The organism is Streptomyces sp. JH14 (genome assembly GCF_029428675.1).
Classification (GTDB): domain Bacteria; phylum Actinomycetota; class Actinomycetes; order Streptomycetales; family Streptomycetaceae; genus Streptomyces.
This window is the reverse complement of sequence record NZ_JAJNEL010000001.1, coordinates 3,371,316-3,394,663: the sequence shown is the minus strand read 5'-3', so window position 1 is coordinate 3,394,663 and position 23,348 is coordinate 3,371,316. Positions and strand designations below refer to the sequence as shown.

Genomic DNA, 23,348 nt, shown 5'->3' with positions numbered 1-23,348 from the left:
CGAGATCACTCGGGGATCCTCACCTTCATGCCTTCGCGGACCCGGGGGCCACTCACCTCGACCTTGCCTCCCGCGTACAGACCGGTCCTCGCGGGCACGAAGCGGCCGGCCACGCTGCCCGCGCCCCCGCCGTCCCCGTCCTCCGCGGCGAGTTCCAGGCCGTAACCGCCCTCGGCCAGAGCCACCAGGGCGGCGACCGGAACGGTCAGGACCGCCTTGCGCTGCTTGACCACATGGCGGACTGTGACCGGCCCGCTCTCCAGCCTGCCCAGCGAGCCCTGGTCGGCGAAGGTGATCACCACGGACACGGTGGCCGCGGCGCCGTCCGAGCTGTCACCGCCGTCCTCGCCGCCCTTGCCCGCGGTGTCCCCGCCGCCGGAGGCGCCGGACGAGGACGCGTCCTTGCCCACGCGCGCGATCTCGCCCTTGACCGAGCGCCCGTCGGGAAGGTCCACCGCGACCTCGCTGCCCCGCTGCGCCCAGTTCGTGTCCGTGGCAGGGACGTTCACGGTGACCATGCGCGATGTGCTGGTGTACGTGAGCGGGTTGCCGGAAGCGTCGGCTCCGACCAGCGCGGCGGTGCCCGCGATCCGGACAGGGCCGGGCGCGTAGACGATGTCGCCGGCATCGACCTCGCCCGTCTGCGGCAGGCCGAGGTCCTTCTGCCAGCGCTTGACCGCATCGGCGGTCAGCACGGTGTACGACTCGTCCACGGTGAAGCCCGAGTAGCCGAGGGCGCTGAGGTTGCTCTCGAACTGCTTGACGTCCATGCCGTGCAGTGGTGCCGGCTGTCGCGGCGCTCCGGCCGCTCGAACCGCCCCGGCGTCCTCGGCGTTCGCAGAGCCGCCGCCCGCGGAACCGCCGTCGGCCTCACCGCCCTTGGCGGTTCCGGTGCCGCCGTCCGGCCCGTCGCCGCTGCCCGTGGCCGCGTCCTGGGGCTCCGCCTCCGTCACACCCAGGTCGCGATACATGGGCAGACTTCCGTAGAGGAGGATCACCGGGCGGTCGTCGACCCGCAGCACCTTCCCTCCGCGCCGCACCGTGCTGCCGATCGTCGGCAGCCAGGTCAGTGTTCCCTCTGCCTTGATCTGGAACGGGACTTCCGGACCATGACCCAGCCGTCCGTCGACCTCGGTCTGCTCGGTCAGCGTCTCCCGGGTCACGGGCACCACATGGCTGCTTCTGCCCGGCGCCGCACCGTCGTCGTCGGTGCCGCCTCCGCCGAGCCCCAGGGCTCCGACCGTGCTGACCACGGCGACCAGAAGAAAGCCGGCCGCTATGAGGAGGGGGCCCCGTCTGCGCCTTCCGGTTCTCCCGCCACCGGCGCGGTCGTCCGCCCCGTCGTCGCCCGCTGCGCGCTCCCGGCCCGCATCCTTCATGACGTCCACGGTTTCTCGCCCCGTCAGCCCTTGGGCGTGGGCGCGTCGTCCGGGATGCCGATGATCGAGGCGCAGGAGCGCGTGGCCCGCTTGGCACCCGCCGATGTCGAATCCCATGTGACGTCCCGGAAGTGGCCGTCCGCCCCGGCGTCGGGGAAGTCGGGCGCCCCGTGTTCCTGCATGCATTGCGCGTACTGCTGGTTCTTCCGGATCTCACCCGCGGTGAGCTCGGGCTGCTGCGCCTTCTCGACGCTCTCCGGTACCGGCACGCTGAGGTCCGAGCACTTCTCCTGCGCCCTGAGGGCCTTCGGGTCGCGCTTCCACTTGGACCGGTCACCGAGGTCGACCTTGCCCCTGGAATCCGGATCAGGGGCGTCGAGCCCCTCGTCACGCAGACATGTGACCCACTTGCGCTGCGCCTCGACATACTCGGCCAGCTCGCTCGAACTGCTCTTGGAAGCCTGGGCGCCGGTCTTGTCGCCCCCCGCGGACGCGACCCCGTCGCCCCCGTCACCGCCTCCTCCGCAGCCGCTGACGGCCAACGCCATCACCGACGCCGTCGCAGCCAGCACCATCCGGCCCCCGAACCGCCGACGCGAACTCATCCTCATGGGCTCCTCACACCTGTGCCACCGGCCGGCCCCGTGGTGGGCGGCCGGTGCCGAATGTAGGACCGCCCCTGTGAAGGACCTATGAAGAAGCCGTCAAGAACCGTCCCTGCACGGTGGGGGCCGCTCCGAACGGAAGGGAACGCAACCGGAACAGCGGCCACCGGAACCCAGGGGTCACGCCGAGGCGCTGCGCCATGCCCCGAGCAGTTCCTCCGGCCCGTACGCCGCATGGAGCCCGGAACAGCTGATCCCGTTGCGGGAGACAGCCACGAGCGGCACGGGGTCGTCCGTGATCGCCGCCCGGTGCTTCTGCAGCGCCGCCAGGTCGTGGCTGTCGAACGTGGAGTTCTCCAGCCACTTGACCGAGCCCAGGAAGAGCAGCCGCTTGGCCACCGGCCGCCGGTCGGCGCCCACCAGGTCGATCTCGACGTCGTTGCTGCGGGTCCAGTAGCCACCGATCGCCGGGGCGGCAGGCAGGGCTTCGTCCGGCAGCAGACGGGCGAGGGAGTCACGGACGAGCGGCTCGACGGCGCGGCCCCGCCAGCTCGTCCACCGCTCCTTGATCCGGCTCAGCGTGAGGTCGCCCCGCATCCGTTCGATCTCCGCCATGTGCGGATCCAGAAAGGCCAGCCAGAACCGCAGGTACGGGTCCGCCACCCGGTAGCGGCGCTCCTTGGACGGCCGCAGCGAGAGCGGTAGCTCGGCCGCCACCACTCGCTTCTCGATCAGGACGTCCGTGGCTCTGGTGAGGGTGGTGTGGGCGATGCCGCCGGCGGCGCGCGCGATGTTGGTGAAGGTGCGCTCTCCCGTCCCGATGGCCCGCAGTACTTCGCGGCTCATCGCCTGGGGCGGAAACTCTGCGGCCAGTGAGCGTTCGGCGGAGACCAGCAGCGCCGAGAGCGGGTTGTCCAGCGATGCGCGGAGAAACTCCCAGACGGTCGCCCCGGCCCGCCACTCGGCACAGATCAGTGGCAGTCCGCCGGTGACCAGAGCGGCGTCGAGGGCGGCCGCCGGTGGCAGGCCGAGCATCTCGCCGATGTCTGCCGGGTTCAGCGGCCCCACGACCATCTCGCGCCCCCGCTGGTGGAACGGGCGGTCGTAGCTGTCCAGCGCCTCCATCATCGAGAGGTCGGAACCGACCAGGAGGAGAAGCACGGGCTTGCGGCTGAGCAGCCGATCCCATGCCCGCTGGAGCATGCCCTCGAAGGCGTCGATGCGGTTCATGAGATACGGGACCTCATCGATGACGACCACGCTCGGGCGGTCATCGGGCAGGACCTCCGCGAGCAGCCTGAACGCCGCGTTCCACTGCCCCGGGGCCTCCTCGGCGAACAGTCCCCGGTCCGGGAGCGTGGAGGTGGCGACGGCGTCGAGCAGCTCGGTCAGTTCGTCCTCCGCCGAGCCGCCGGCCGCAGTGAAGAAGAGATTCGGCGCCTCGGTGCGCCGGAGGAACTCCTCGACGAGGCTGGACTTGCCGACCCGCCGCCTTCCCCGCATGAGGATGCACTGACCGGGGTTCGCGGAACCGGCGGCCTCGCCGACTTCCCGGAAGGCGTTGCGGAGCACGTTCAGCTCCCGGTCCCGTCCGATGAAACGGCGCATGGCAGACCTTCCGGGAGTCAATAGTCTCAATGGAGATACTATCTCTCCCGATACTATCCTCGGATGCGGTATCTGTGCCCCGGCTCGGCGAGCCGCAGGGCCGGTCTCCGGGCGCCGGGGCCCGACGGACGGCCCGTGGCCGTGCGGATCCGTTCCGGCGAGCGCCGGCACCTGGCCGGCGGGTGCCGCGTCGATGCCGGGGACGGTGGGACGGGCTTCGGCCGAGTGATCATGACGAGTCCGCCGGTCAGCCGGAGGCCGGCGGGGTACTGCCCGGGTCGGGGCCGATCGGGCGCGAGGGGCTGCCCCCGATCCCGGATGGGATCGGCTCTCTCATGCGCCAGGTGTCCACCACGGTCAAGCCCGTCGGATGAACTCTCGAGGATCAGGCACGGCCCAGCGCTGCGCGAAGCTTGTTCCGCGAGTTGACGTCGAGCTTGGTGAACACCTTGTGCAGGTGCCATTCGACCGTGCGGGGGCTGATGAACAACTCGGCGCCGATTTCGGGGTTCGTCTTTCCGTCGGCGGCCAGCCGGGCGATCTGGGCTTCCTGCGCGGTGAGTGCCTCACGTTCTTCGACCGCGCGTTGCCGTACCGACTCGCCGGTGGCCAGCAGTTCGCGACGGGCGCGCTCGGCGAAGGCGGTGGCTCCGAAACCTTGCAGCATCTCGTAGGCGGTGCGCAGGTGCTCGCGCGCGTCGAGGCGCCGATTCTCGCGGCGGAGCCACTCGCCGTACACCAGGTGGGTGCGGGCGAGGTGGACGGCGATCCGGCTGCGCTCGAGGCGCTCGATGGCCTCGCGGTACAGCAGTTCGGCGGCCTGACCGTCACAGAGCAGCGCTCTCGACCGGGCCAGAACGCCGAGGGCCCAGTCCGTGCCGCTGGCGCCGGCTCGTTCCTCGAGCCGGCGCAGGGCCGCCGCGGCCGCCTCGGGGGCATCACTGCGAGCGCACGCCTCGATGAGTTCGACGAGGGAGAACCCGACGACCGCCACATCCTCGTGCTCCCCCGCCTGCTGGGCGCTGGCCACGGCGTCCTGGTAGCGGCCGAGGCCGTTGTACAGCACCGCGAGCAGGTAGCTGGCCAAACCGATCGCCCGCCCCTCGCCCCAGGAGGTGGCGTCCTGGACGGCGGACTGGATCACCTCCGGCGCCCCGGCGTCCTCGCCGCGCCAGGCCAGGAGCAGAAGCGAGGGGTACGCGAGGGGCGAGTTGCCGGTCACCTCCGTGATGGTGTCGGACTCGTCGACCAACGCCGAGGCAAGGTCGAACTCTCCGGCGTGCACGTGCATGGCGGCGCGGTAGGCGAGAGCCAGGGGAAGAAAATTGAGTGCGCCGGTCTCGCGAGCCGCCCGGACCGCGTGCGTGGTCAGCACATGCCACGTCTCGTCGTCCCACATGTCGCCGGCGATCAGCCACGTGAGCCAGAGCCAGCGCACGACGTCGTCCTCGTTGCGTCCGGCGGCTTGCCGGAACGCCAGCAGCGCGGGCTTGAGCTGCGCCGCACCTGCGACGCAGCCTTCGGCGAACCACGTCGCCAGGCCGTCGAGAAGTACGTCCGCCGGCCGCGGAGGCTGTGGTCCGCGCGGTGCGGCGCGGACGGCCTCGGCGACCTCCCGCACTCCGATACGTCCTCTGAGGCGACCGGCGAAGATCGCTGCTCCCATCGCATCGAGGTACGCCTCACGCGCCTGTCCCTCGTCGGCCCGTTCCAGCCGGCCGGCCGCGTCGAGCAGCAACGGCAGCGCCTCACCGCCGCGCCTGCGAGCGAAGACGATCTGGGCACGGAGCCGCGTCAGGCGCGCGTGCTGGACCTCGTCCAACGGGCCCATCTCCGCGGCGGCGAGGAGTTCGAGCGCCGCATCGGGGGTCCCGGCCTCGAAGGTGACCTGTGCCGCGGTCACGGCCCTCTTTCCACGTCCGGCCGGATCGGGCGTCAGCTCGGTCGCACGTCTCAGGAACGCGGCCGCCGCCGCGATACCGCCGCGGGCCTGGGCCCGGTCGGCCGAGCGCTCCAGCTCGCCCGCCAGGGCCTCGTCGGGTTCGACCGCCGCGTGGGCGCGATGCCAGGCTTGGCGGTCCGAGTCGAAATCGGGATCGGTCGCTTCGGCCAGCGCACGATGCACGTCCCGGCGTACTCCGGGGTCGGCCGCGCGATAGGCCGCCGAGCGCACCAGCGGATGATGGAACCGCACCCGTGCGCCGAACTCGATCAGCCCCGCGGCCTCGGCCAACCCCGCGGCGTCCGCCCCGATGTCGAGCCGCTCGGCCACCCGCCTCAGCAACGGCAAGTCCCCGACCGGTTCGGCGGCGGCCGCCAGCAGCAGTCGTTGCGCCGCATCCGGAAGCGCTCCTATGCGCCGCAGGAAACTCTGCTCGATCTGACTGGCCAGCGGGCGCGCGTCCGGACGCCCGAACCCGCCGGCCAGCTCCGCCGCAGTCAACCCACGTGTCAATTCCAGCAGCGCCAGCGGGTTGCCGCGGGTCTCGGCGACGACCCGGTCCCGGACGCGCTCGTCCAGCCGCCCGGGGACCACCGAGTCCAGAAGCGCACGCGCATCGTCGTCGCGCAGACCCCGGATCACGAGCTCCGGCAGCCCCACCAGCGCTGCGTCACCCGGAGCGAGTGTCGACGTACGCACCGCGAACACCAGCGCCACCCGCTCCGCGAGCAGCCGGCGCGCGACAAAGGCCAGCGTCTGCGTGGAGACCCGATCGAGCCACTGGGCATCGTCCACGACGCAGACGAGCGGCTGCTCCTCCGCCGCCTCGGCCAGCAGGCTGAGCACCGCCAGCCCGACCATGAAACGGTCCGGCGCGCTCCCCGCACTCAGGCCGAACGCGACGGCCAAGGCGTCGCGCTGCGGTTCGGGAAGGCGATCGAGGTACCCCATCATCGGCAGGCACAGCTGGTGCAGACCGGCGAACGCCAGCTCCATCTCGGACTCGACGCCGACGGCCCGCAGGATCTGGCATCCCGCCGCACTCCCTGCGAGGTACTCCACCAATGCGGACTTGCCGACCCCGGCTTCGCCACGCAGCACCAGTACCCGGCTGTGACCCGCCCTTGTGTCGGCGACCACCCGATCCAGCGTCCCGCACTCGCCGCGACGGCCACGCAGCACGCGCTGAGGAGCGCTGTTCGACATCCACCACTTCCGCAGGTCAATGGGGTCAGACCCTGATCAACTCGAATCGTCCCCATCATGCACCAGTGGCGCGGGCCGGACAATCGGCCGGAAAGTCACCGTCGGAGCCCGCAGAAGCCTTGCCAACTGCTGGTAGCGGCATGGTCATCAAGGAGGATCATCGGTGTGTGGCGAGGGCGAAGACCGTCGGCCGTGAGGCCGGCCATCGGCTCAACTCGCCCAGTGTCCTTGACGTTCGCCGGTGACGGCCGCGCCGACGGCTCCGCAGCGTGGGGCCCGACGCGCGACCGGTCGGTGCCGATCACGCCGGTGGGGCCGCGCTCCATCCACCCACCACGTACGCGTCCGGCGACGGCGCACCGTCGCACGGCATCCGGGCTGCCCGATGCGGCACCGTTCTGCACGCAGCAGTGAACGGCGGTCCGCCCAGCGGCGCTTCGCGGCACCCGACTGTCCGCACCGCCGGCTGCGCCTTGTCCCTTCATGCGCTCCGATGCCGCACGCTCCGCCCGCGTCGCCCGTTTCCGTCCGCTTGCAGCACTCCTCCCCTGCTCACTCGACACAGCGTCGCCAGGAGCTCAACGAAATGTCTGCATTGGTACGTTATGCGCATCCGGTGGTCACAGCAGGTGACACTCCGGCATCCAAGTGGGAAGGCAACTGCCGGAGATGCGCAAACCAACACGGCACGATCTGCTCACGGGAACCGCGGCCCTCGGCGCCGCCGCCATCGCCGACGGAGCGCTGGGCACACCCGCGCGGGCGCTCGTCCGAGCAAGGCCGGAGGGGGCGGTGACCCGGCTGCCGCGGCCCGATGGACGCGGCGGCGCCGGGAACGCTGGTCGACGAGGCCCAGCGCCAGCTGCGCGAGCTGCACGGACCCGACGCCCGCATTCCCGAGCCGACGTCGGCCTACTTCCAGGACTGGGTACAGGACCCGTACGGAGCCGCCTACCACTTCTGGCAGGTGGGGGCGAAGAGCTGGGAGATCATGCCGCGCATGCGCCACCCGGTCCCCGGCGCCAACCTGTACGTCTGCGGAGACGGGTGGTCGACCGGGCAGGGATGGGTCTACGGCGCGCTCACCCAGGCCGAGTTGATGCTCGAAGAGCACTTCGGCCTGCCCCGCCCGACGTGGCTCTCACCGGACGTCTACCTCGGCTGGTAGGCAGGCCGCCGCGGAGCCCGATCGCCGGAGCCTCCACCGGGCGCAGGCGATCACCACCCGATCGCTCGCAGGAGCGTCGACCTCGGGGTCCCCGACCGGGCCGTGATGTACATCACGGCCCGGTCGTCAGCGGTGACGGCGGCGCACTGCCGGCACGTGACGGGCGGCGTCCTCGCCGGCGTCGCGCGGCGGGCCGGTGGACGGGGCGTGGCCGAGGGCCCCGGCGAGAGCGGCCCGGAGGACTCCGAAGAGTCTCGTCGAGACCGCAGATGAGACGACGAACGCCGAAGGGCCCCACCGCAAGCGGTGGGGCCCTTCGACGTATTGCCCGGTGAGAGCAATGGCGGAGGATACGAGATTCGAACTCGTGAGGGGTTGCCCCCAACACGCTTTCCAAGTGTGCTTGTGCTCCTCGGAGGGTCGTACGGAGCCGTTCACCTGGGTCTACATAGATCCGCCGCCTTGGAGACCGAGCTGTGCGAGTACTCATCCGGACGGGACGGTACGCCTGCGAATGAGACCAAAAGCGAGACCAGGACCGGGACCGGCTTTGTTGGCCGTCGGAAAATCGAACACACTTGATCGGGTCGCCACGACCTGCAACATCACTTGCTGGTTGCGACAACGGCCGTGGCATAGGAGGCTCTGGTCCGTGCTCAGGGAACCTAGTCAGCTGACGATCGCAGAAGACGGCTCGGTCGTCCTCCCGCTTGGGGTGCTAGCCGAGGCGGGGCTATCGCCCGGGAGCTCCGTGCTGGCCTACAGCAATGGCGACGGCCGGATCGTGTTGCGCAGGGAAGAGGATGCGGTGCAGGACCTCATCCAGTTCGGGCGCCTCGATTAACCGGAGCCGCGGCGTCGAGAACCCCGAGGATGCGCTCCACAGCCGCATCCGGAGCCTCGTGCTCCCACACGCGGACGACTGTCCACCCGGCGGCTGTGAGGGCCTCGTCGGCGGCTCTGTCCCGTGCAACGTTGCGCTCTAGCTTCGGCCCCCAGTAGCCGCCATTAACGCCGGGCTGCCGACCGTGCTCGGGGCAGCAGTGCCAGAAGCACCCGTCTACGAAAATGGCGACTCGTGCCCGTGTGAAGACGATGTCTGGCCGCGGGCGCGCGCCCTCAAGCTGTAGACGAACGTCTACCCGGTACCGCTTTCCCGCGGCATGGAGCAAGGACCGGATCGTCCGCTCGGGCTTAGTGTCCCGCCGCTTGATCGCAGCCATGTTACGCGACCGACCAGGGGTCGGCGGTGTCGATGCTGCGGGGTCAGGGCTGACGGTCATCGCTTCCACCGTAGCTAAGCTGTCAGACTCACAGTGTTTGATGGGTCAGGATGGTAGACCTGTGCAAGCCAGACCTGGAGGTACGAGCGTGGCTGATCTGTCGGCCGTGGAAATCTGCGCGGGCGCTGGCGGCCAGTCGCTCGGCCTTGAGCTGGCAGGTTTCGAACATGAGGTGGCCGTCGAGCTCGACGAGAACGCGGCGAACACTCTCAAGAAGAACCGCGAGCACTGGGACGTGCGACACGGCGATGTGGCTGACGAGGGGATCTGGAACTACAAGGATTTCCCGGACGTCGACTTGCTCGCTGGTGGGGTTCCCTGCCCCCCGTTCTCCATCGCTGGCAAGCAGCTCGGGGCCACCGACGAGCGGGACCTTTTCGCGTGGGCCGTTGAACTCGCCGGAAAGCTGCAGCCGAGGGCTGTCCTCTTGGAGAACGTGCGAGGGCTCTCAATGCCGCGTTTCTCCGCATACCGCCAGCACGTGAAGGACCGACTGAAGGACTTCGGGTACTGGTCCGACTGGAAGCTTCTGCACGCAAGTGACTACGGCGTACCCCAGCTGCGTCCCCGTTTCGTCCTAGTCGCAATGCGCAACGAAGACGCTCAGTGGTTCGAGTGGCCCGAAGAAGCACCCTATAAGGGAACCGTCGGAACAGCGCTCTTCGACCTGATGGCAGCGAATGGCTGGCGGGGCGCTGAGGCTTGGAAAGACAAGGCGAACGACATTGCGCCCACCATTGTGGGTGGCTCCAAGAAACACGGCGGAGCTGATCTTGGTCCGACTCGCGCCAAGGCCGCGTGGCGTGAACTCGGTGTAGACGCGATGGGTGTTGCCGATGCCCCGCCAAACGCGTCGCACCCTGTCGACTTTGTGCCCAAGCTGACCACAGAAATGGTCGCGCGCATCCAGGGCTGGGGACCTGAGCCGGAATATGCCTGGGAATTCACAGGCCGCAAGACAACAAAGTATCGGCAGATCGGCAACGCCTTCCCCCCGCCGGTGGCCAGGGCGGTCGGTACGTCGATCGCCAACGCGCTCAACCGCAAGGGCGAGCCGAAGGAACTGTCCGAGGTGGAGAACGAGGTCATGCATGACCGTCTCTACCTGGCCTTGAAGAGCGCTCCAGCTCCGCTCACGGAAAAAGAGCTGGTGAAGCTGGCCGGAGAGAAGATTGATTCCCCCGCCTTCGAGCGCCGGATGGCCATGCTCGCGAGAGACTTCGTGATCGACGAGGATGACCAGCTTGGCGGGCGCGCATACCGGCTCGTGGGCTTCAAGGGGTTTATAGGCCAGGAAGGCCACGAGCGGCACGCGCGATTCGCTGAAATGCGCTCCCGAATCAGCTAGTTGTGGCCCAGCAACTTCTCTACATAGCCGATTAGTTTCTCGTTTTCGCTGTGGGACAGCTTGCGTGCGCGGTCATACGCGCGATCGAGCTTCGACCGTGAGCGTTCGCCGGTGCGGAGCCAACTCAGGAGTAGTGTCAGATCGGCTTTTCTTAGCTGCTTGATTTCTGCGGCTACCTCATCATACTGCTCCGGATCAGGAAGCTCGTTCCGTACCGTCTCGTTGCAGCGTGCGCATTCTGTCCGCCAATTGTCGATATCGTCTGCAGCACCGCGTGATCGCAAGCGCTCTTGTGGGACACGGTGTCCAATAGTGAGTTTGGCTTTACTACCTGGTTCGCCCGGGTAAGACTCTCCGTCGCCCACCCCGCATACCTTGCAGCGAGATCCATCTCGATCGAGGACGATTCGACGCGTACGCTGTGAAAACTTGGGAGCGCCGTTAGAGCGTTTCCTTTCGTCCTGTAGCCAGAGCCTGCGTCCCTTGGTTTCCAGTCGGTAAGTGTCCTGCGGGAGAGTCCGGTCATCCTTGTAAGACGGGATTATCCACTCGAACTCTCTCAGCTTGCGAAGCCGTCGGTTGAGATGCTCTGACTCGCCTACGATTTCAGGGCCGAGGGCTGTTCGTAGTTCCCTCATGGTGAAGGTCTCGCCGACTTCCTTGTGGAACCATATCCAGGCGCCTAGCTTTGGTTCCTGGCCGAACTCCCTTTTAGTGCCAGGCCAAAAAGAAAGTTCCCACCAGAGCGTGCCGTCGGGAGCTCTCTGCTCGTCGTGCGGTTCGTCCGCGTCCATTGGAAGCATGCGAGGGAGTATGGCCGGCTCAGTGGATCTTTGCCGAGATACCTCGGCCCCGTCGTTGCGGTAGAGAGCAGGACTCAGACTTGGCCCGCCCTGCTGGAGACTGGCTCACGTCTCTGGCACAGCCAGTATTCGATCTTGAGCGCCCGTCAGTTCAGCTCGGGGACAAGCCACCTGCGGCGCAGCATACTTACTGGTTGGTAGCACTGGAGGTGCTAGCGCAACCTCCCAACTAGCGCAAGTTCAAAGTGATTTATGGGACAGCGTGCTCGGCATGTGCTTACAGTTGTCTCTGGACGTGGTGCGAGGACGTGCTGCGACGTATGGAGCCGGGGGCTGTCCCGGAGGCTCTGCCGCCGGGGTTACCCGGCTGGTCGGGCTGTTGTCAGTGGCGAGGTACGACGCAAGGGCGTCTTTACTCCTGCGTGACGACAACCGCGTCGGCTCGGCGTCGCGAGACGTCGCGCGTGGCTAGGGGAGTTGCCCACCGCCCTGTTCCATCGGTTTGCCGAGGCATCAGGAAGACAGCCCGGCGTGTGCCGAACTTGGCTGACTGCTCTCCCGTACGGAGTTGGTCGCCGTGACCACCGCACCCCTGAAGTCGAGCATCTACTTCGTAGATGACAGCGGCGACGCTCGTCGACTAGCCGTACTCGGCTGGCTCCGTGTCGATCTTGGTTTCTGCGCCGGTCCTCTCGGTCATTGGCAAGTATTTCTTTCGGAGCTTCACGCCGACCCTTACCTTGACATCCGCCCGGGCGACAGCCTGCATGCAGTGTCACTCGCCGCAGGACGTGGCCGTCCGGTCTATGGTGTCCGCCGTCCGCCGGGGACCTCTGTCAAGCAGCCATACCGCGAAGTCATTCGTCGGGCACTGGCCGCTATCAGCTTCATGCCGGGAGTTGCCGTCGGCAGTGCCTTCCGGGTGGGGGAGCCGGACGTTCACTACGGACAGCTCAAGCAGGACCTGTACGAGGCTTGGACGCGGCAGGTCAATGCCGCGCACGCAGCCGCAGGCACGCACGCCTTCGTCGTCTTTGATGGCGATGGGTCCGAGGCGGGTCTGCGCCGCGTCCACCGCCGTCTCGGCGAGCCCCGTCACGTTGTTGGCGATCCATACCTCGTGCCCGCTCGCCGTAGCCCGCTGCTCCAGGCTGCAGACCAGGTCGCCTACAGCGGCTTCCAGCAGCTGGTCCGCCAACCGCGTCGGCGTTTCATGTGGGAGTGGCTCCAGGAGCTCATCCCTAAGGTCGAAGGCCCATTTCAGCTCTCAACGAACGAGGTCCGGGCTCCGGCATCACTGCCGGAGCCCGGTATGCGGACCTGGTAGCCCGGTCGTCCGGACCAGGACCGCCAACTACCAGCTTCCCACATCAGCGAGCGAGCAACGGAGGCGTCATGAACAGCTCCACACCCTCTCCTGCCATCTCAGTCAACTGGGAGGGCGAGACCATCATCGTCTCGAACGTTGAGCGAAAATTGCCGGCGCTATCGACGGGGGATGATCGCGGTGAAGTTGTTGCCGCGGGGGGCTCCAATCCCTTGACCCCCCTTCCAGTAGACGCTTGGCACGCGGTGGCTCGCGCTCTGGTCACCCCTGCGGCCGTGGCTGCGCAGCTCCAGCAGTCCAAGAACGCACCCGGTGGACTGTTGCAGGAAGAGCACGTCGAAGGTGCGACCCTCCGGTCGGTTCTCTCCAGGGCCTGGCTGCTGGAGTTGTTTCCGGGTATCCAGCCACGCACGGGCATGGAGGTCATGGAGACCGCTGACCCGCGGGTCGAAGGCATGACGGAAAGTGGGAATCCGACTACGCTTCTGCGCTACACGTATAAGACCCTGGAAGATCTCAAAAGCCACGTGTGGCAGACGATCCAGGGCACCTTGTTCCTCAACAACTACACGCCTTCAATCCTCAGCCGGAAGGTGACGCGGGCGCTGATCACCCATCCTGTCGAATTCGCTTTTGAGGACGGCACCGAATCAATCTATGCACTCGTGGTGCGCGACGGAATCACGCGTTTGGCGAGCGCCTGGAAGGTATTGGCGGGCCCGGGTAAGAGCGTGGATGATGCGGCAACCGCGGCGGTGGATGCGTTGTTTGGGACGATTTCCGCAAAGAAGGCAGGGGATAAGCCTCTGACTCAGCGGATGGCTGCAAGTCGGGAAGCTCGGCGCCGTACGCTCGCCACGGAATTCGCTGATGACTGGGTTGGTGTTCAGCCGGGGGTAAGGGCAATTGAGGTGGCCCAAACATGTGCCGTTCCTGTTCAGATCACCGTTGGGGTGCAGAGGCATATGAGTGGGCCGGCGCTGGCTGCCGAGGACCTCTTTGATGACGCGATGCGCTCCATCCTGGCATCTGTGCATTTGGAATTCAAAGAATGGGATCCGTTCGCCCAGAACGTTGAAGTCGCTACGCGCGCCCTCAAGCGAGTAATGCAGCTTGGGTTGGGAGGCTGGGATAAAGACGATTTGAAAGTAGTGTACGGCCTGGCTGTCGGGCGAACTCCTGTGGAAGACTTGCCGAAGGAGTACGGAAGCAACGAAATTCCAGGTACGGCTCTGTGGCGCGCTGTATATCTCGTGCATGCTCTGACACATCAAGGTCTCTATGAGCCACTTAAGGAGCAGTCCAAGTCTATAAAAGGCGAGCGCCGAATGTCGGAGAAGGGGTTTGGTGGCTTGCTCGCGCCCATCGTGGACCTTCCGTGGCGCAGCACAAAGCGGGACGTGATTAAGCAGGCCCGCAATGCTTGGGCCAACGGCGGCGTTCTCGCCAAGGATCTGCTCGTTAGCGTCTGGGAACCTGTTCCCACAACCGATTTCACTACGCTGATTGAGCCCGCCCGTCAGGGCGACGAAAACGCGCGGTTCACGCTGGCAGTCGCCGGTGGTACGGCGCTGATCGCCGACAAGCTGCTGACGAGAAACGTTGGTTCTGCCCTTATGGCCCCCAAAGATAAGGGAGGTGTTCCATTCCGTGCCGACGTCAACGATATTGTGGGAGACCTTGCGCAAGCGGACAACGAGCTGGGCTTGTGGACACTCGCCCTAGCAGCGCAGCGGTTTGACGCCGGGCGGCTGCCGCAAAACTCTGCTACCACGCGCCAGATCACACGACAGCAAGGGGTCGCGGCCAGGCCTAACGACTATGTCCACGTCCTAGTGGATCTCGAGGCGTCTGACCGGGTGGCGCGGGATGCAGCGGGGAAGCCGATTCCTCTTACGCAGTGGGATGTTGTGTGGGCCTCCGATGAGCCCCGTGCGAATAGAGAGATGGCGCGTAGGGCGCGTTCTAGTTCGCCGATTCCCCTGTCGCCGATTCCCCCGATCACCAGTCTGCAGCCGACAGCGGCTGAGTCCGCGGATGAGGAGAAGTCGGAAGAAGGAATCCCCACCGAGGGCGAGACTGCCGCGGAATCTGGTGCTCCCCGTCCGCTGGCTCAACGCGCTGCAGACGAACGCCGGGTACTCAAGGACTCGCTGGGCGACGCGCGGCACGCGCTCGACGAGTTGATCAAGCTCGAATCGGAACACAGTGGATGGCCGCCGCTTTTCCCCCTCGACGACCTCAAGCCGATGCACGCTGATGCCCAGGACATAAAGCATGAGCTGTACCAAAGACTCAAGGCGGCTGAGGAGCGGCAGCGACAAGAGGATGAGGTAGCGCTGGAGGAGGCCAATGACGGCGACGAAGAATCGTAAGAACCGATCCATCCTCGCTAGCGGGGCGTGGCGCTGTAGTCGGCCGGTGACGTGAGGTCGGTGGAGCGGCTTTGGGCTGGAGCTGCTTTGGGGCGAGTGATCATGGCCCCGTAAGCTTCCGGCGAGTCGGGCAGTCTGTGGACCTGCCCGTTAAAGCACGACGTTGGGGCCATGATCTTAGAGGCTCGCCCCAAAGTGGCTGCCTAAAGCCGTGGAGCCGACCGCCCCAGCCACAGAGGGGTCTCCCACTTCATGCCCGCTGCCGCTAGCGCGCCGCCTGGCGCGGCCAGCCGGGGCGAAGACAGAGGCAGGCCGCGCCGCAGAGGCGGCGCGCGCCCGCGCCGTGCGCGGGCCTTGATGAAGTAGGGAAACTTCTACCGCACCTGGATCAGGTGCTTGGCGTCATGGCCCCGGAAGTCTTCGTCCACCACGGTTCCCGCCGCAGAGACAGAGTGCTTCGCCGTAGCCCTTGAACCGGTCGGGTTAGGCATCGAAGTCGTACTCGAGGACGTACGACGCGGAATCGAGGGTCATCTCGTTGACCTCAACTGCCCGGCCTTCGTCCGCGAACGCCGTACGCACGATCAGGATCACCGGCGTACCCATGGACAGGGAGAGCCGCTCAGCCTCGTCGGCTGACGGCATCCGGCATCGGATCTCTTCGCGGAAGTGGACTGGCTTGTATCCGAGTTCTGCGAGTCGGGCGTACGTTCCGCCTGGGCCTGTGTCCTCCTGGGTGATCGTGGAGCCCTCCACGATCTCGGACGGTAGGTAGGACGTCGCGATCAGCACGGGCTTCTCGTCGAGAACGAACCGGCGACTGCGCACGCACACTGGCGATCCCGGTGCCAGATCGAGCGCTCCAGCAATCCGTTCGTCGGCCGACCTCTCCCGGACTTCGACCTGGTCCACCACAAGGGTCCGGTCCTCGGTGTCGGCTGACCAGATGGACCGCCCGGAACCCCACTGCTCCTGGGCCAGACGCTGGATGCCGCGGCGACGCAGCGGTTTGAACTCCCGGACGAACACACCGGCACCCTTGCGGGCCTCGGCGAGCCCTTCGTTCTGCAGCACGCTCAACGCCTGGCGAGCGGTCATACGCGCCACTTCGTACGTGGCCATGAGGTCGTTCTCGCCCGGCAGCCGGTCCCCCGGGCCGTACTCGCCTGCCTGGATCGCAGCCTTCAGCACATCCGCGATGCGCTGGTACTTCGGCGGCTGGCGGCCGTTGCCCTGGTTGGCCATTAGCTGATCACTCCTCCTCTTCTCTAGACAGCCTAAGGGGCACACCCGTCAGCCGCGCACCCCACAGGTCGGCGTCGCGAGCGTGCCCTCGATCTATCAACCAACGCATCTCTAGAGATGTGTTGACGGATTGCAGTGCAGCCGCTTCACTGGAGACATCTCTAGAGAGGTTGCCCATCCCGGGGTGGCCTCGCTGCCCTGGGAGCGTCTTCATGCGTCAGATCCCCGTCGACACCTCCGCCGCCTCCGTGATGGTGGCGCAGTCTCCGCAGCCGAAGATCAAGGACCGCCGCACCGGTGAGGTCGCCACCGACACCGAGACCGGGGGCACGCTGATGACCGTGAGCGTGATGTTCGCGGCCAACGACACCGTGGAACTCCTGCCCGTGACCGTCCCGGAAACCGGCATCTCCGGCGACCTGGCGATGGGAACCCCGGTCGCACTCACCGGCCTGATCGCCCGGCCGTGGGAGCGAGACGGCCGCCACGGCGTCGCCTTCCGCGCCGTCGCCGTCACCTCGCTGACAGCCGGTGCCACGAAGCCCAAGGCGGCCTGATCATGTCGTGGCTGACCGTCCTCGTGGTCCTGGTCGTCGTCACCGCGGGTCTCCTGCGGTGGCGGCGCCCCGCCTGGTACTGGCTGACCTTCGGCGTCACCCTGGCCACGCTGCGCGTTCTGATTCGCTACGGCTCGGTCATGGACGCCTGCGGGCTGACCGTTCCTCCGTCCCGGTGGCGGATCGCCGTCGCCCGGATGGCCAACCGGCCCGCTCCCGAGTCCCGTGCGCCGCGCATCCTGCGGGTTCGGCCGACCCGGACGGGCCTGGTCTTACGGTTGGGGCTCCGCCCTGGTCAGGACGCGTTCGACGTGGCCGCGTCCTGCGACCGATTGCGGCACTCGTTCGCGATGTACGGCGTCACCTCGCGGGAGATCCGCTCGGGTGTCGTCGAGCTGCGGATGACCGGTTACGACATCCTCAAGCGTGTGCAGATGCCCGCAAGGGTGGCCACTGTTCCGATGCGCGTTCCGGTCGCTCTGCGCGAGGACGGTGCCGTGCATTACCGCGACTACCGCACCACTCCGCATGCCCTGACGCTCGGCGCCACGAAGTCGGGCAAGTCGGTGTACCAACGCAACCTGGTGGCTGAACTCGCTTCGCAGGACGTCGCCTTGGTCGGCATCGACTGCAAACAGGGTGTGGAACTGTTCCCGCTGGCCCGCCGCTTCTCCGCGCTGGCGGACAACCCTGACACCGCCGCCGAACTCCTCGACGCGCTCGTCTCCCACATGGAAGGCGTCTACCACCTGATCCGCGCTGAGCAACGCATCACTGCCGATGTGCCGGACGCGGAGATAGCCGCCGACATCTGGGACCTGCCCGACCACCTGCGCCCGACCCCGGTCGTCCTCCTGGTCGACGAGGTCGCCGAACTCGCCCTGTTCGCCACCAAGGACGAAGAGAAGCGCCGGGACCGGATCATCACCGCACTCGCCCGCCTGGCCCAGCTCGGCCGCGCCGCCGGCATCTATCTGGAGATCTGTGGGCAGCGCTTCGGCTCCGAACTCGGCAAGGGCATCACCATGCTCCGCGCCCAGCTCACCGGCCGCACCGCACACCGCGTCAACGACGAATCCTCCGCCAACATGGCCTTCGGCGACATCGCCCCGGACGCCGTCGTCGCCGCGATCCAGATCCCGACCGACAAACCCGGTCTCGCCGTGGTTGGCGACGCTACGGGCGGCTGGGCCCGTGTCCGCACCTCGCACACCACGCTGCGGCAAGCCGTGAACGCCTGCAACCGCCACGCCCACCGCACTCCGGACCTGCCAGCGCTGGCCCGCTTCCGGCCCACGCTGCCGCCCAATGCGACCGTCCCGGCTCCGGCGGTCGAGTCTGCCCCGGCTCCAGCCTGACCCATCCCGCACCCCGGTCGGCGCGACCGCCTCGCGCCAAATCCCTACCCGCGTCATGCCCGAAACCGGAATTGAGGCACCATCCATGGCCACCAATCGCAAGCGCCGGGCGAAGAAGTGCCCGGACTGCAACGGCACCGGCGAGACCGCCGAAACCGTCCGCGTCGGCTCCGTCCGCAAGTCCCGCGAGACCACCGACCAGCAGGCCGCTCTCTGCCTGACCTGCTTTGGCACCGGTGACGCGCCCACCGACTGACACCGCTGGCACCGGGCGGCCGGCCCACGATCCCCGCCCCGTGCTGGCCCAACCCCTGAAGGAGGTGGAGACATGACCCGCTCGATCCGACCGGATGCCGTACTCGTACAGGCCGTGATCGCCGGTGCTCTGTCCTTCGCTCACCTGCATGACCTGGCCGCAGCCGCCGGACAGGACGGCTGGAAGGCATGGGCCTACCCGATCAGTGTCGACCTGCTGCTGGTCGCCGCCTGGCGTCGGCTGCGTAGCAACGGCCCGTCGCGGCTGGCCTGGTGCTGGTTCCTGATTGCCCTGGTCGCCTCGCTCGGAGCGAACGTGGCCACTGCCGGGTTCCTCGACCTGGACCACCCGCCCGCCTGGCTGCGATTTGGCATCGCGGGATGGCCCGCGCTCGCCTTCCTCGGCGGCACGCTCCTCGCCCACTCACCAGACGTCGTCGACCACGACTCCTCACCGGAACCTGAGCTGGTCGAGGTCACGCAGGCTGAATCGGCCCCGGCTTTTCAGCCTGCGTCCGTCGAGCTGTCGACACCTGCTCCAGCCCTGCCTGCTGCCGAGCCCGCCCCCGCCGCGGCACCGCTGTCGGTCCCGGCAGCCCTGGTCGACCACGCACGCAAAGTCGCAGCCGACCACCGCGCCCGTACCGGCGCCCCGATCGACACCGACACCCTGCGTGCTCGTCTTGGCGTCCCCGCCCAGATGGCCGACGCCATCGCCGCCCAACTCGCCTGAACCGAAAGGAGATCACGACCATGCCCGCCCGCGACAACTTCCACTCAGTGATGCGGATCGGCCCAGTGCAGATCGGCACCCATCGTGACCGGCACGGCCGCTCCAAGCACGCCGCCGTCTGCACCTCCGACCGCTGCGGCTGGTCCGCCGACTACTCCAGCCAGTCCGCTGCCCAGCTCGCCGCCCGCACCCACCGCTGCCGCCCCACCGACTGATCGGAGACCCGTCATGGACGTCCCGCTCTGGCTCGCCCTGATCGTCGTTGGCGCCCTCGGCATCAAGCTCATCCGCCCGCCCTGGTGGCTCGTCGCTGTGCTCCTCCTCGGCGGCTACCTCCTCGCCGACAGCCTGCTCGCCCCCGCCATCGACGCCGCCGTCAAGTAGCGCACCACAGAAGGGAGAACCCTCATGCTCCGCCCGAAGATCCCCACCATGCCGACCCCGACCGGCATCGTCACCCCGGTTGCCGTCGAGCCGACCACTGCCGTCCAGCACACCCTGGCCCCGGCTCCCATAGCACCGACGGCGCCGACGCGGCCCACGGTCCAGCTCACGCCCGGCGCCCTGGCAGCCCTCGTCGGCGGCGGCACCGCCGTCGTGCTCGTCGTCGGCGCCGTCCTGGTCTCCATGCTCCTCGCGGTCGCCATTACCGCTGCCTCGGTCGCCGTGTGCGCGCTGGTCGTCCGCTCGCTGGTCGCATCCGAGGCCAAGCGCCACTGACCGGCTCCCGGGCGGCCTCGATACCGCCAAGCATCCGCCGCCCGGGAGCCGTGCCCCTGCCCGAACCACTGATCCGGAAGGAACACCCATCATGACCGACCGCATTACCGCCCCCGCGCGGGTCTGCCCGAACTGCGACGGCTTCCCCACCGTGAGGGTCACACTCGGCGGTCGCGACCCGCACGGACATCTGCGCACCATCACCGTCCACTGCCCGGCCTGCCACGGCACCGGCACCCGCTCGGCCCGCCGCCCCGCCTCGACCCGCACCCAGGTGGCCGCGTGAACGACACCGCCACCCTGGCGGGCCTGGATCCGGCCACCCTGGGGGACATCCTCCGGGTGGCCGGGTCCCCCGGCTTCGACCGCTGGCAGGACCAGGTGCGCCGCACCGGCGGCTGCTCCGACCCGATCCACCTGACCGGCTGGACGCTCGCCAAAGACCGCGTAACCGGTGAGACGCTGCGCCGGTACTCGACCGATACCGAGCCGGACGGACGGCTCCGCGTCGCCTGCGGCAACCGCCGCGCCTCCCGCTGCCCCTCCTGCGCCTACACCTACGCCGGAGACACCTACCACCTGATCCGCGCTGGGCTCGCCGGAGACGAATCCAAGGACATTCCCGCCACCGTCCGCGACCACCCCCGTGTGTTCGCCACCCTCACCGCGCCCTCGTTCGGCCCGGTCCACAACCGGCCCGACCGCGGGGTCTGCCGCTGTGGCACCCGGCACGCCGAGGATGATTCCGCCCTCGGCACCGCCCTCGACCCGGCCACGTACGACTACGCCGGGACGGTCCTGTTCAACAACCACGCCGGGCAGCTCTGGCAGCGCTTCACCACCCGGCTGCGCCGCGAGCTCGCCGCCCGCGCCGGACTGTCACAGCGCGCCCTGGCCGACCAACTGCGCCTGTCCTACGGCAAGGTCGCCGAGTTCCAGAAGCGCGGTGCGATCCACTTCCATGCCGTGATCCGCCTCGACGGACCCGACGGGCCCGACTCCCCGCCGCCCGTCTGGGCCACCACCGCTGTCCTCACCGACTCGATCCGGGCCGCGGTCGCCCACTCGTACACGACCGTCACCGTGCCCGCCGCGGGGAACCAGCCGTGCCGGCCTTTCCGCTGGGGCCGACAGCTCGACATCCGACCCGTCAAGGCGTTCGGCGACGGCTCCCACATCACCGAGCAGGCGGTCGCCTCCTACGTCGCCAAGTACGCCACCAAAGCAGCCGAGTCGACCGGCAGCCTCGACCGCCGGATCGGGAACCGGGAAGTCCTCGCCCTGCTTGACGTGCCCGACCACCCTCGCCGACTCATCGAGGCCTGCCTCGATCTCGCCCCGCTCTACCCGGACAGGAAGTTGGCGGCCTGGGCGCACATGCTCGGCTTCCGAGGCCACTTCTCCACCAAATCCCGCCGGTACTCCACCACCCTCGGCGCCCTCCGCCAGATCCGCGCTGACTACCGCACCGCCCAGGAACAGGACGCCCTGGATGGCGAGCCGGACACCGTGCTCGTCCTCGCCTCCTGGCAGTACGCCGGGCACGGGCACACCCCCGGCGAGTCTGCTCTCGCCGCCACCATTGCCCGCGGCATCCGGCTCAACCGCGAAACCGCTCGTGAAGAGATTGCAGCTTTGGAAGGGGCCGACCATGCGTGACCGTCTGCCGATCGTGCCAGGTACGGACTGCCCGGTGTGCCGACAGGACTGCACCGACCGCGCGGCCTGTTCCGCTGCCCTTGCCGCGGGGGAGTGGACGGCCTGCCTGGAGTGTGGTGGCGATGGCCGCCACTCGACCGAACCGCGTTTCCCGTGCCCCCTTTGCGGTGGCTCCACGCTTATGCCCACGCGTGAAGTCCTGACCTTGCTCGGTCTCGATCCCTGGGAGGCGATGTGACCACGGCAGCACCCGCAGTGACCCTCGTGGCTGCCGACCCGACGCTCCTGCTCCTGCCTGTCGAGGAAGCCGCTCGCCGACTCGGTATCGGCCGAACGACGTGCTTCGCGCTCATCGCCTCGGGCGAACTTGAGTCGGTCAAGGTCGGAAGCTTGCGGCGCATCCCCGCTGACGCCCTGGCTGTGTACGTGGCACGTCTGCGCGAGGTTTCCACTGCTCCCCGGGCTGGGGGTGCGTGATGGCGAAGAAGAGCCGTGAGCCGAACGGCGCCGCCTCGATCTACAAGGGTGCCGACGGCCGGTGGCATGGCCGCGTCACGGTCGGGGTCCGTCCAGATGGCAAGCCGGATCGGCGGCACGTTGGCCGAAAAACCAAGGCCGAAGTCGTCAAAGCGGTCCGTGAGATCGAACGGAAGCGGGACGCGGGGAGCCTCAGCAAACCAGGGGAGAAGTGGACTCTCGGCAGCTGGCTGGAGCACTGGGTGCATGAGATCGCCAAGAAGTACGTCTCCGAGAACACGTACGACGGCTATGAGGTCGACGTGCGCGTCCACCTGGTCCCGGGCATCGGGGCACACCGGATCGACCGGCTTGAGCCGGAGCACCTGGAGGCCTTCTACGCCAAGATGCAGTGCGACGGCAGCAAGCCCGGGACCGCGCATCACGTGCACCGCACCGTGCGTGTGGCACTCGCCGAGGCCAGGCGGCGCGGGCATGTCTCCCGGAACGTCGCCGAGATCGCGCGAGCTCCCCGGATCGAAGAGGAGGAGATCGAGCCGTACAGGATCGATGAGGTTCAGAGCCTGCTCCTGCAGGCGTCGAAACTCAGGAACAGCGCGCGATGGGTCGTCGCCCTGGCACTCGGCCTCCGCCAAGGTGAGGCGCTCGCACTCCAGTGGGAGGACGTGGACCTCGACGCCGGGTATCTCCGCATCCGGCGGAACCGGCTCCGGCCGAGGTACCGGCACGGCTGCGATGACGAGCCGTGCGGCAGGAAACCGGGCTACTGCCCCAAGCGCGAGCAGATCCGGCGTGAGCACAAGAACACGAAGTCGCGCTCCGGACGCCGCACAGTCGGTCTGCCGGATCCGCTGATCACACTTCTGCGTCAGCATGCGGACGCGCAGGACTGCGAGCGGGCAGATGCCGGTGCCAACTGGGAGGCCAAGGACTACGTCTTCGCGTCGCCGACGGGCGGGCCCCTCAGCCCGAACACCGACTACCACGTGTGGAAACGGCTCCTCCGGGACGCGGGCGTACGTGACGGGCGGCTGCACGACGCTCGGCACACGGCGGGCACTGTCCTTCTCCTGCTCGGCGTCCCGGATGTGATCGTGGACACAATCATGGGCTGGGAGCCAGGCGGTGCCGCCCGGATGCGCGCTCGCTACATGCACGTGACGGGGCCCATGCTCCGCAGGGTGGCGGACCAGGTCGGCGAGACGCTGTGGGGCTCTTCCGGGGCCGAATGAGACCAAAACTGAGACCACTAACGCCGAAGGGCCCCACAGCAAGCTGCGGGGCCCTTCAACGTATTGCC

General features: G+C 68.0%; 22 protein-coding genes. 14 read left to right on the top strand and 8 right to left on the bottom strand.

Translation table 11 applies throughout. From position 1 onward, the window contains the following. Positions 1 to 5 precede the first annotated feature (5 nt). From LRD69_RS15235 to LRD69_RS15220, 4 genes are all read right to left on the bottom strand, one after another. The gene (locus LRD69_RS15235; protein ID WP_277327107.1) at positions 6 to 1,379 is read right to left on the bottom strand and encodes a peptidoglycan-binding domain-containing protein; all 1,374 of its coding nucleotides are present in this window, start codon (positions 1,377 to 1,379) and stop codon (positions 6 to 8) included. A gap of 23 nt (positions 1,380 to 1,402) precedes the next feature. Further along, entirely contained in the window at positions 1,403 to 1,984 is a 582-nt protein-coding gene (locus tag LRD69_RS15230) for a hypothetical protein (RefSeq protein WP_277327106.1), read from the bottom strand. A 180-nt stretch (positions 1,985 to 2,164) separates the two neighbouring features. Then, on the bottom strand, positions 2,165 to 3,592 hold the full coding sequence (locus LRD69_RS15225; protein WP_277327105.1) for an ATP-binding protein: 1,428 nt from the start codon (positions 3,590 to 3,592) through the stop codon (positions 2,165 to 2,167). 385 nt (positions 3,593 to 3,977) lie between these two features. Next, positions 3,978 to 6,740, bottom strand: coding sequence for a LuxR family transcriptional regulator (locus LRD69_RS15220; protein ID WP_277327104.1), 2,763 nt, complete (start codon positions 6,738 to 6,740; stop codon positions 3,978 to 3,980). Positions 6,741 to 7,554: 814 nt separating this feature from the next. Here LRD69_RS15220 and LRD69_RS15215 point away from each other — a divergent pair. Then, positions 7,555 to 7,908: an FAD-dependent oxidoreductase gene (locus LRD69_RS15215; RefSeq protein ID WP_277327103.1), complete on the top strand. Its 354-nt coding sequence runs from the start codon at positions 7,555 to 7,557 to the stop codon at positions 7,906 to 7,908. Positions 7,909 to 8,726: 818 nt separating this feature from the next. Here the strand turns inward: LRD69_RS15215 and LRD69_RS15210 are convergent. Then, on the bottom strand, positions 8,727 to 9,191 hold the full coding sequence (locus LRD69_RS15210) for a very short patch repair endonuclease (protein WP_277327102.1): 465 nt from the start codon (positions 9,189 to 9,191) through the stop codon (positions 8,727 to 8,729). Positions 9,192 to 9,279: 88 nt separating this feature from the next. Between LRD69_RS15210 and dcm the strand changes: the two genes are divergently transcribed. Next, positions 9,280 to 10,539, top strand: a complete 1,260-nt coding sequence (dcm, locus tag LRD69_RS15205) for a DNA (cytosine-5-)-methyltransferase (protein WP_277327101.1) — start codon at positions 9,280 to 9,282, stop codon at positions 10,537 to 10,539. Here dcm and LRD69_RS15200 read toward each other — a convergent pair. Continuing rightward, the gene (locus LRD69_RS15200) at positions 10,536 to 11,342 is read right to left on the bottom strand and encodes an HNH endonuclease signature motif containing protein (RefSeq protein ID WP_277327100.1); all 807 of its coding nucleotides are present in this window, start codon (positions 11,340 to 11,342) and stop codon (positions 10,536 to 10,538) included. The two genes, dcm and LRD69_RS15200, sit on opposite strands and share 4 nt — an antisense overlap. A 775-nt stretch (positions 11,343 to 12,117) precedes the next feature. Next, positions 12,118 to 12,540: a hypothetical protein gene (locus tag LRD69_RS15195; protein WP_277327099.1), complete on the bottom strand. Its 423-nt coding sequence runs from the start codon at positions 12,538 to 12,540 to the stop codon at positions 12,118 to 12,120. Between the two features lie 197 nt (positions 12,541 to 12,737). Between LRD69_RS15195 and LRD69_RS15190 the strand changes: the two genes are divergently transcribed. Next, entirely contained in the window at positions 12,738 to 15,044 is a 2,307-nt protein-coding gene (locus LRD69_RS15190) for a hypothetical protein (RefSeq protein ID WP_277327098.1), read from the top strand. Between the two features lie 483 nt (positions 15,045 to 15,527). Here the strand turns inward: LRD69_RS15190 and LRD69_RS15185 are convergent, their stop codons facing one another. Beyond that, positions 15,528 to 16,289, bottom strand: coding sequence for a GntR family transcriptional regulator (locus LRD69_RS15185; protein WP_277327097.1), 762 nt, complete (start codon positions 16,287 to 16,289; stop codon positions 15,528 to 15,530). Positions 16,290 to 16,501: 212 nt separating this feature from the next. On the opposite strand from LRD69_RS15185, the gene LRD69_RS15180 reads away from it, so the two are divergent. The 11 genes from LRD69_RS15180 to LRD69_RS15130 all read left to right on the top strand — a co-directional run bounded on the left by LRD69_RS15180 (position 16,502) and on the right by LRD69_RS15130 (position 23,280). After that, complete coding sequence (locus LRD69_RS15180; RefSeq protein ID WP_277327096.1) at positions 16,502 to 16,846, top strand: hypothetical protein; 345 nt, start codon at positions 16,502 to 16,504, stop codon at positions 16,844 to 16,846. A 2-nt stretch (positions 16,847 to 16,848) separates the two neighbouring features. Further along, on the top strand, positions 16,849 to 18,204 hold the full coding sequence (locus tag LRD69_RS15175) for an FtsK/SpoIIIE domain-containing protein (RefSeq protein WP_277327095.1): 1,356 nt from the start codon (positions 16,849 to 16,851) through the stop codon (positions 18,202 to 18,204). Positions 18,205 to 18,289: 85 nt separating this feature from the next. Beyond that, a complete protein-coding gene (locus tag LRD69_RS15170) occupies positions 18,290 to 18,460 on the top strand; it encodes a hypothetical protein (RefSeq protein WP_277327094.1) in 171 nt (56 codons plus the stop codon). A 72-nt stretch (positions 18,461 to 18,532) separates the two neighbouring features. Next, a complete protein-coding gene (locus tag LRD69_RS15165) occupies positions 18,533 to 19,192 on the top strand; it encodes a DUF2637 domain-containing protein (protein ID WP_277327093.1) in 660 nt (219 codons plus the stop codon). A gap of 20 nt (positions 19,193 to 19,212) precedes the next feature. Continuing rightward, on the top strand, positions 19,213 to 19,407 hold the full coding sequence (locus LRD69_RS15160) for a mobile element transfer protein (protein ID WP_277327092.1): 195 nt from the start codon (positions 19,213 to 19,215) through the stop codon (positions 19,405 to 19,407). Positions 19,408 to 19,420: 13 nt separating this feature from the next. Continuing rightward, positions 19,421 to 19,576 (top strand): hypothetical protein, encoded by a 156-nt coding sequence (locus tag LRD69_RS15155; protein ID WP_277327091.1) that lies wholly within the window; start codon positions 19,421 to 19,423, stop codon positions 19,574 to 19,576. Positions 19,577 to 19,600: 24 nt separating this feature from the next. Then, complete coding sequence (locus LRD69_RS15150) at positions 19,601 to 19,912, top strand: SpdD-like protein (RefSeq protein WP_277327090.1); 312 nt, start codon at positions 19,601 to 19,603, stop codon at positions 19,910 to 19,912. A gap of 91 nt (positions 19,913 to 20,003) precedes the next feature. Continuing rightward, the gene (locus LRD69_RS15145; protein WP_277327089.1) at positions 20,004 to 20,198 is read left to right on the top strand and encodes a hypothetical protein; all 195 of its coding nucleotides are present in this window, start codon (positions 20,004 to 20,006) and stop codon (positions 20,196 to 20,198) included. Further along, the gene (gene repSA, locus LRD69_RS15140; RefSeq protein ID WP_277327088.1) at positions 20,195 to 21,571 is read left to right on the top strand and encodes a replication initiator protein RepSA; all 1,377 of its coding nucleotides are present in this window, start codon (positions 20,195 to 20,197) and stop codon (positions 21,569 to 21,571) included. Before LRD69_RS15145 ends, repSA begins: the two co-directional genes overlap by 4 nt. 234 nt (positions 21,572 to 21,805) lie before the next feature. After that, positions 21,806 to 22,048 (top strand): excisionase family DNA-binding protein, encoded by a 243-nt coding sequence (locus tag LRD69_RS15135; RefSeq protein ID WP_277327087.1) that lies wholly within the window; start codon positions 21,806 to 21,808, stop codon positions 22,046 to 22,048. Next, a complete protein-coding gene (locus tag LRD69_RS15130; RefSeq protein ID WP_277327086.1) occupies positions 22,048 to 23,280 on the top strand; it encodes a site-specific integrase in 1,233 nt (410 codons plus the stop codon). The genes LRD69_RS15135 and LRD69_RS15130 overlap by 1 nt, the downstream gene beginning before the upstream one ends. Positions 23,281 to 23,348: the final 68 nt, after the last annotated feature.

Excerpts from the sequence above, each read along its gene's own strand:
- LRD69_RS15190 (WP_277327098.1), top strand. The coding sequence starts at position 12,738 with ATGAACAGCTCCACACCCTCTCCTGCCATCTCAGTCAACTGGGAGGGC.
- LRD69_RS15145 (WP_277327089.1), top strand. The coding sequence starts at position 20,004 with ATGACCGACCGCATTACCGCCCCCGCGCGGGTCTGCCCGAACTGCGAC.
- LRD69_RS15170 (WP_277327094.1), top strand. The coding sequence starts at position 18,290 with ATGGCCACCAATCGCAAGCGCCGGGCGAAGAAGTGCCCGGACTGCAAC.
- LRD69_RS15160 (WP_277327092.1), top strand. The coding sequence starts at position 19,213 with ATGCCCGCCCGCGACAACTTCCACTCAGTGATGCGGATCGGCCCAGTG.
- LRD69_RS15215 (WP_277327103.1), top strand. The coding sequence starts at position 7,555 with ATGGACGCGGCGGCGCCGGGAACGCTGGTCGACGAGGCCCAGCGCCAG.
- LRD69_RS15150 (WP_277327090.1), top strand. The coding sequence starts at position 19,601 with ATGCTCCGCCCGAAGATCCCCACCATGCCGACCCCGACCGGCATCGTC.
- LRD69_RS15130 (WP_277327086.1), top strand. The coding sequence starts at position 22,048 with ATGGCGAAGAAGAGCCGTGAGCCGAACGGCGCCGCCTCGATCTACAAG.
- LRD69_RS15220 (WP_277327104.1), bottom strand. The coding sequence starts at position 6,740 with ATGTCGAACAGCGCTCCTCAGCGCGTGCTGCGTGGCCGTCGCGGCGAG.
- LRD69_RS15235 (WP_277327107.1), bottom strand. The coding sequence starts at position 1,379 with ATGAAGGATGCGGGCCGGGAGCGCGCAGCGGGCGACGACGGGGCGGAC.
- LRD69_RS15155 (WP_277327091.1), top strand. The coding sequence starts at position 19,421 with ATGGACGTCCCGCTCTGGCTCGCCCTGATCGTCGTTGGCGCCCTCGGC.
- LRD69_RS15230 (WP_277327106.1), bottom strand. The coding sequence starts at position 1,984 with ATGAGTTCGCGTCGGCGGTTCGGGGGCCGGATGGTGCTGGCTGCGACG.
- LRD69_RS15175 (WP_277327095.1), top strand. The coding sequence starts at position 16,849 with ATGTCGTGGCTGACCGTCCTCGTGGTCCTGGTCGTCGTCACCGCGGGT.
- LRD69_RS15180 (WP_277327096.1), top strand. The coding sequence starts at position 16,502 with ATGCGTCAGATCCCCGTCGACACCTCCGCCGCCTCCGTGATGGTGGCG.
- LRD69_RS15210 (WP_277327102.1), bottom strand. The coding sequence starts at position 9,191 with ATGACCGTCAGCCCTGACCCCGCAGCATCGACACCGCCGACCCCTGGT.
- LRD69_RS15185 (WP_277327097.1), bottom strand. The coding sequence starts at position 16,289 with ATGGCCAACCAGGGCAACGGCCGCCAGCCGCCGAAGTACCAGCGCATC.
- LRD69_RS15165 (WP_277327093.1), top strand. The coding sequence starts at position 18,533 with ATGACCCGCTCGATCCGACCGGATGCCGTACTCGTACAGGCCGTGATC.
- LRD69_RS15225 (WP_277327105.1), bottom strand. The coding sequence starts at position 3,592 with ATGCGCCGTTTCATCGGACGGGACCGGGAGCTGAACGTGCTCCGCAAC.
- LRD69_RS15200 (WP_277327100.1), bottom strand. The coding sequence starts at position 11,342 with ATGCTTCCAATGGACGCGGACGAACCGCACGACGAGCAGAGAGCTCCC.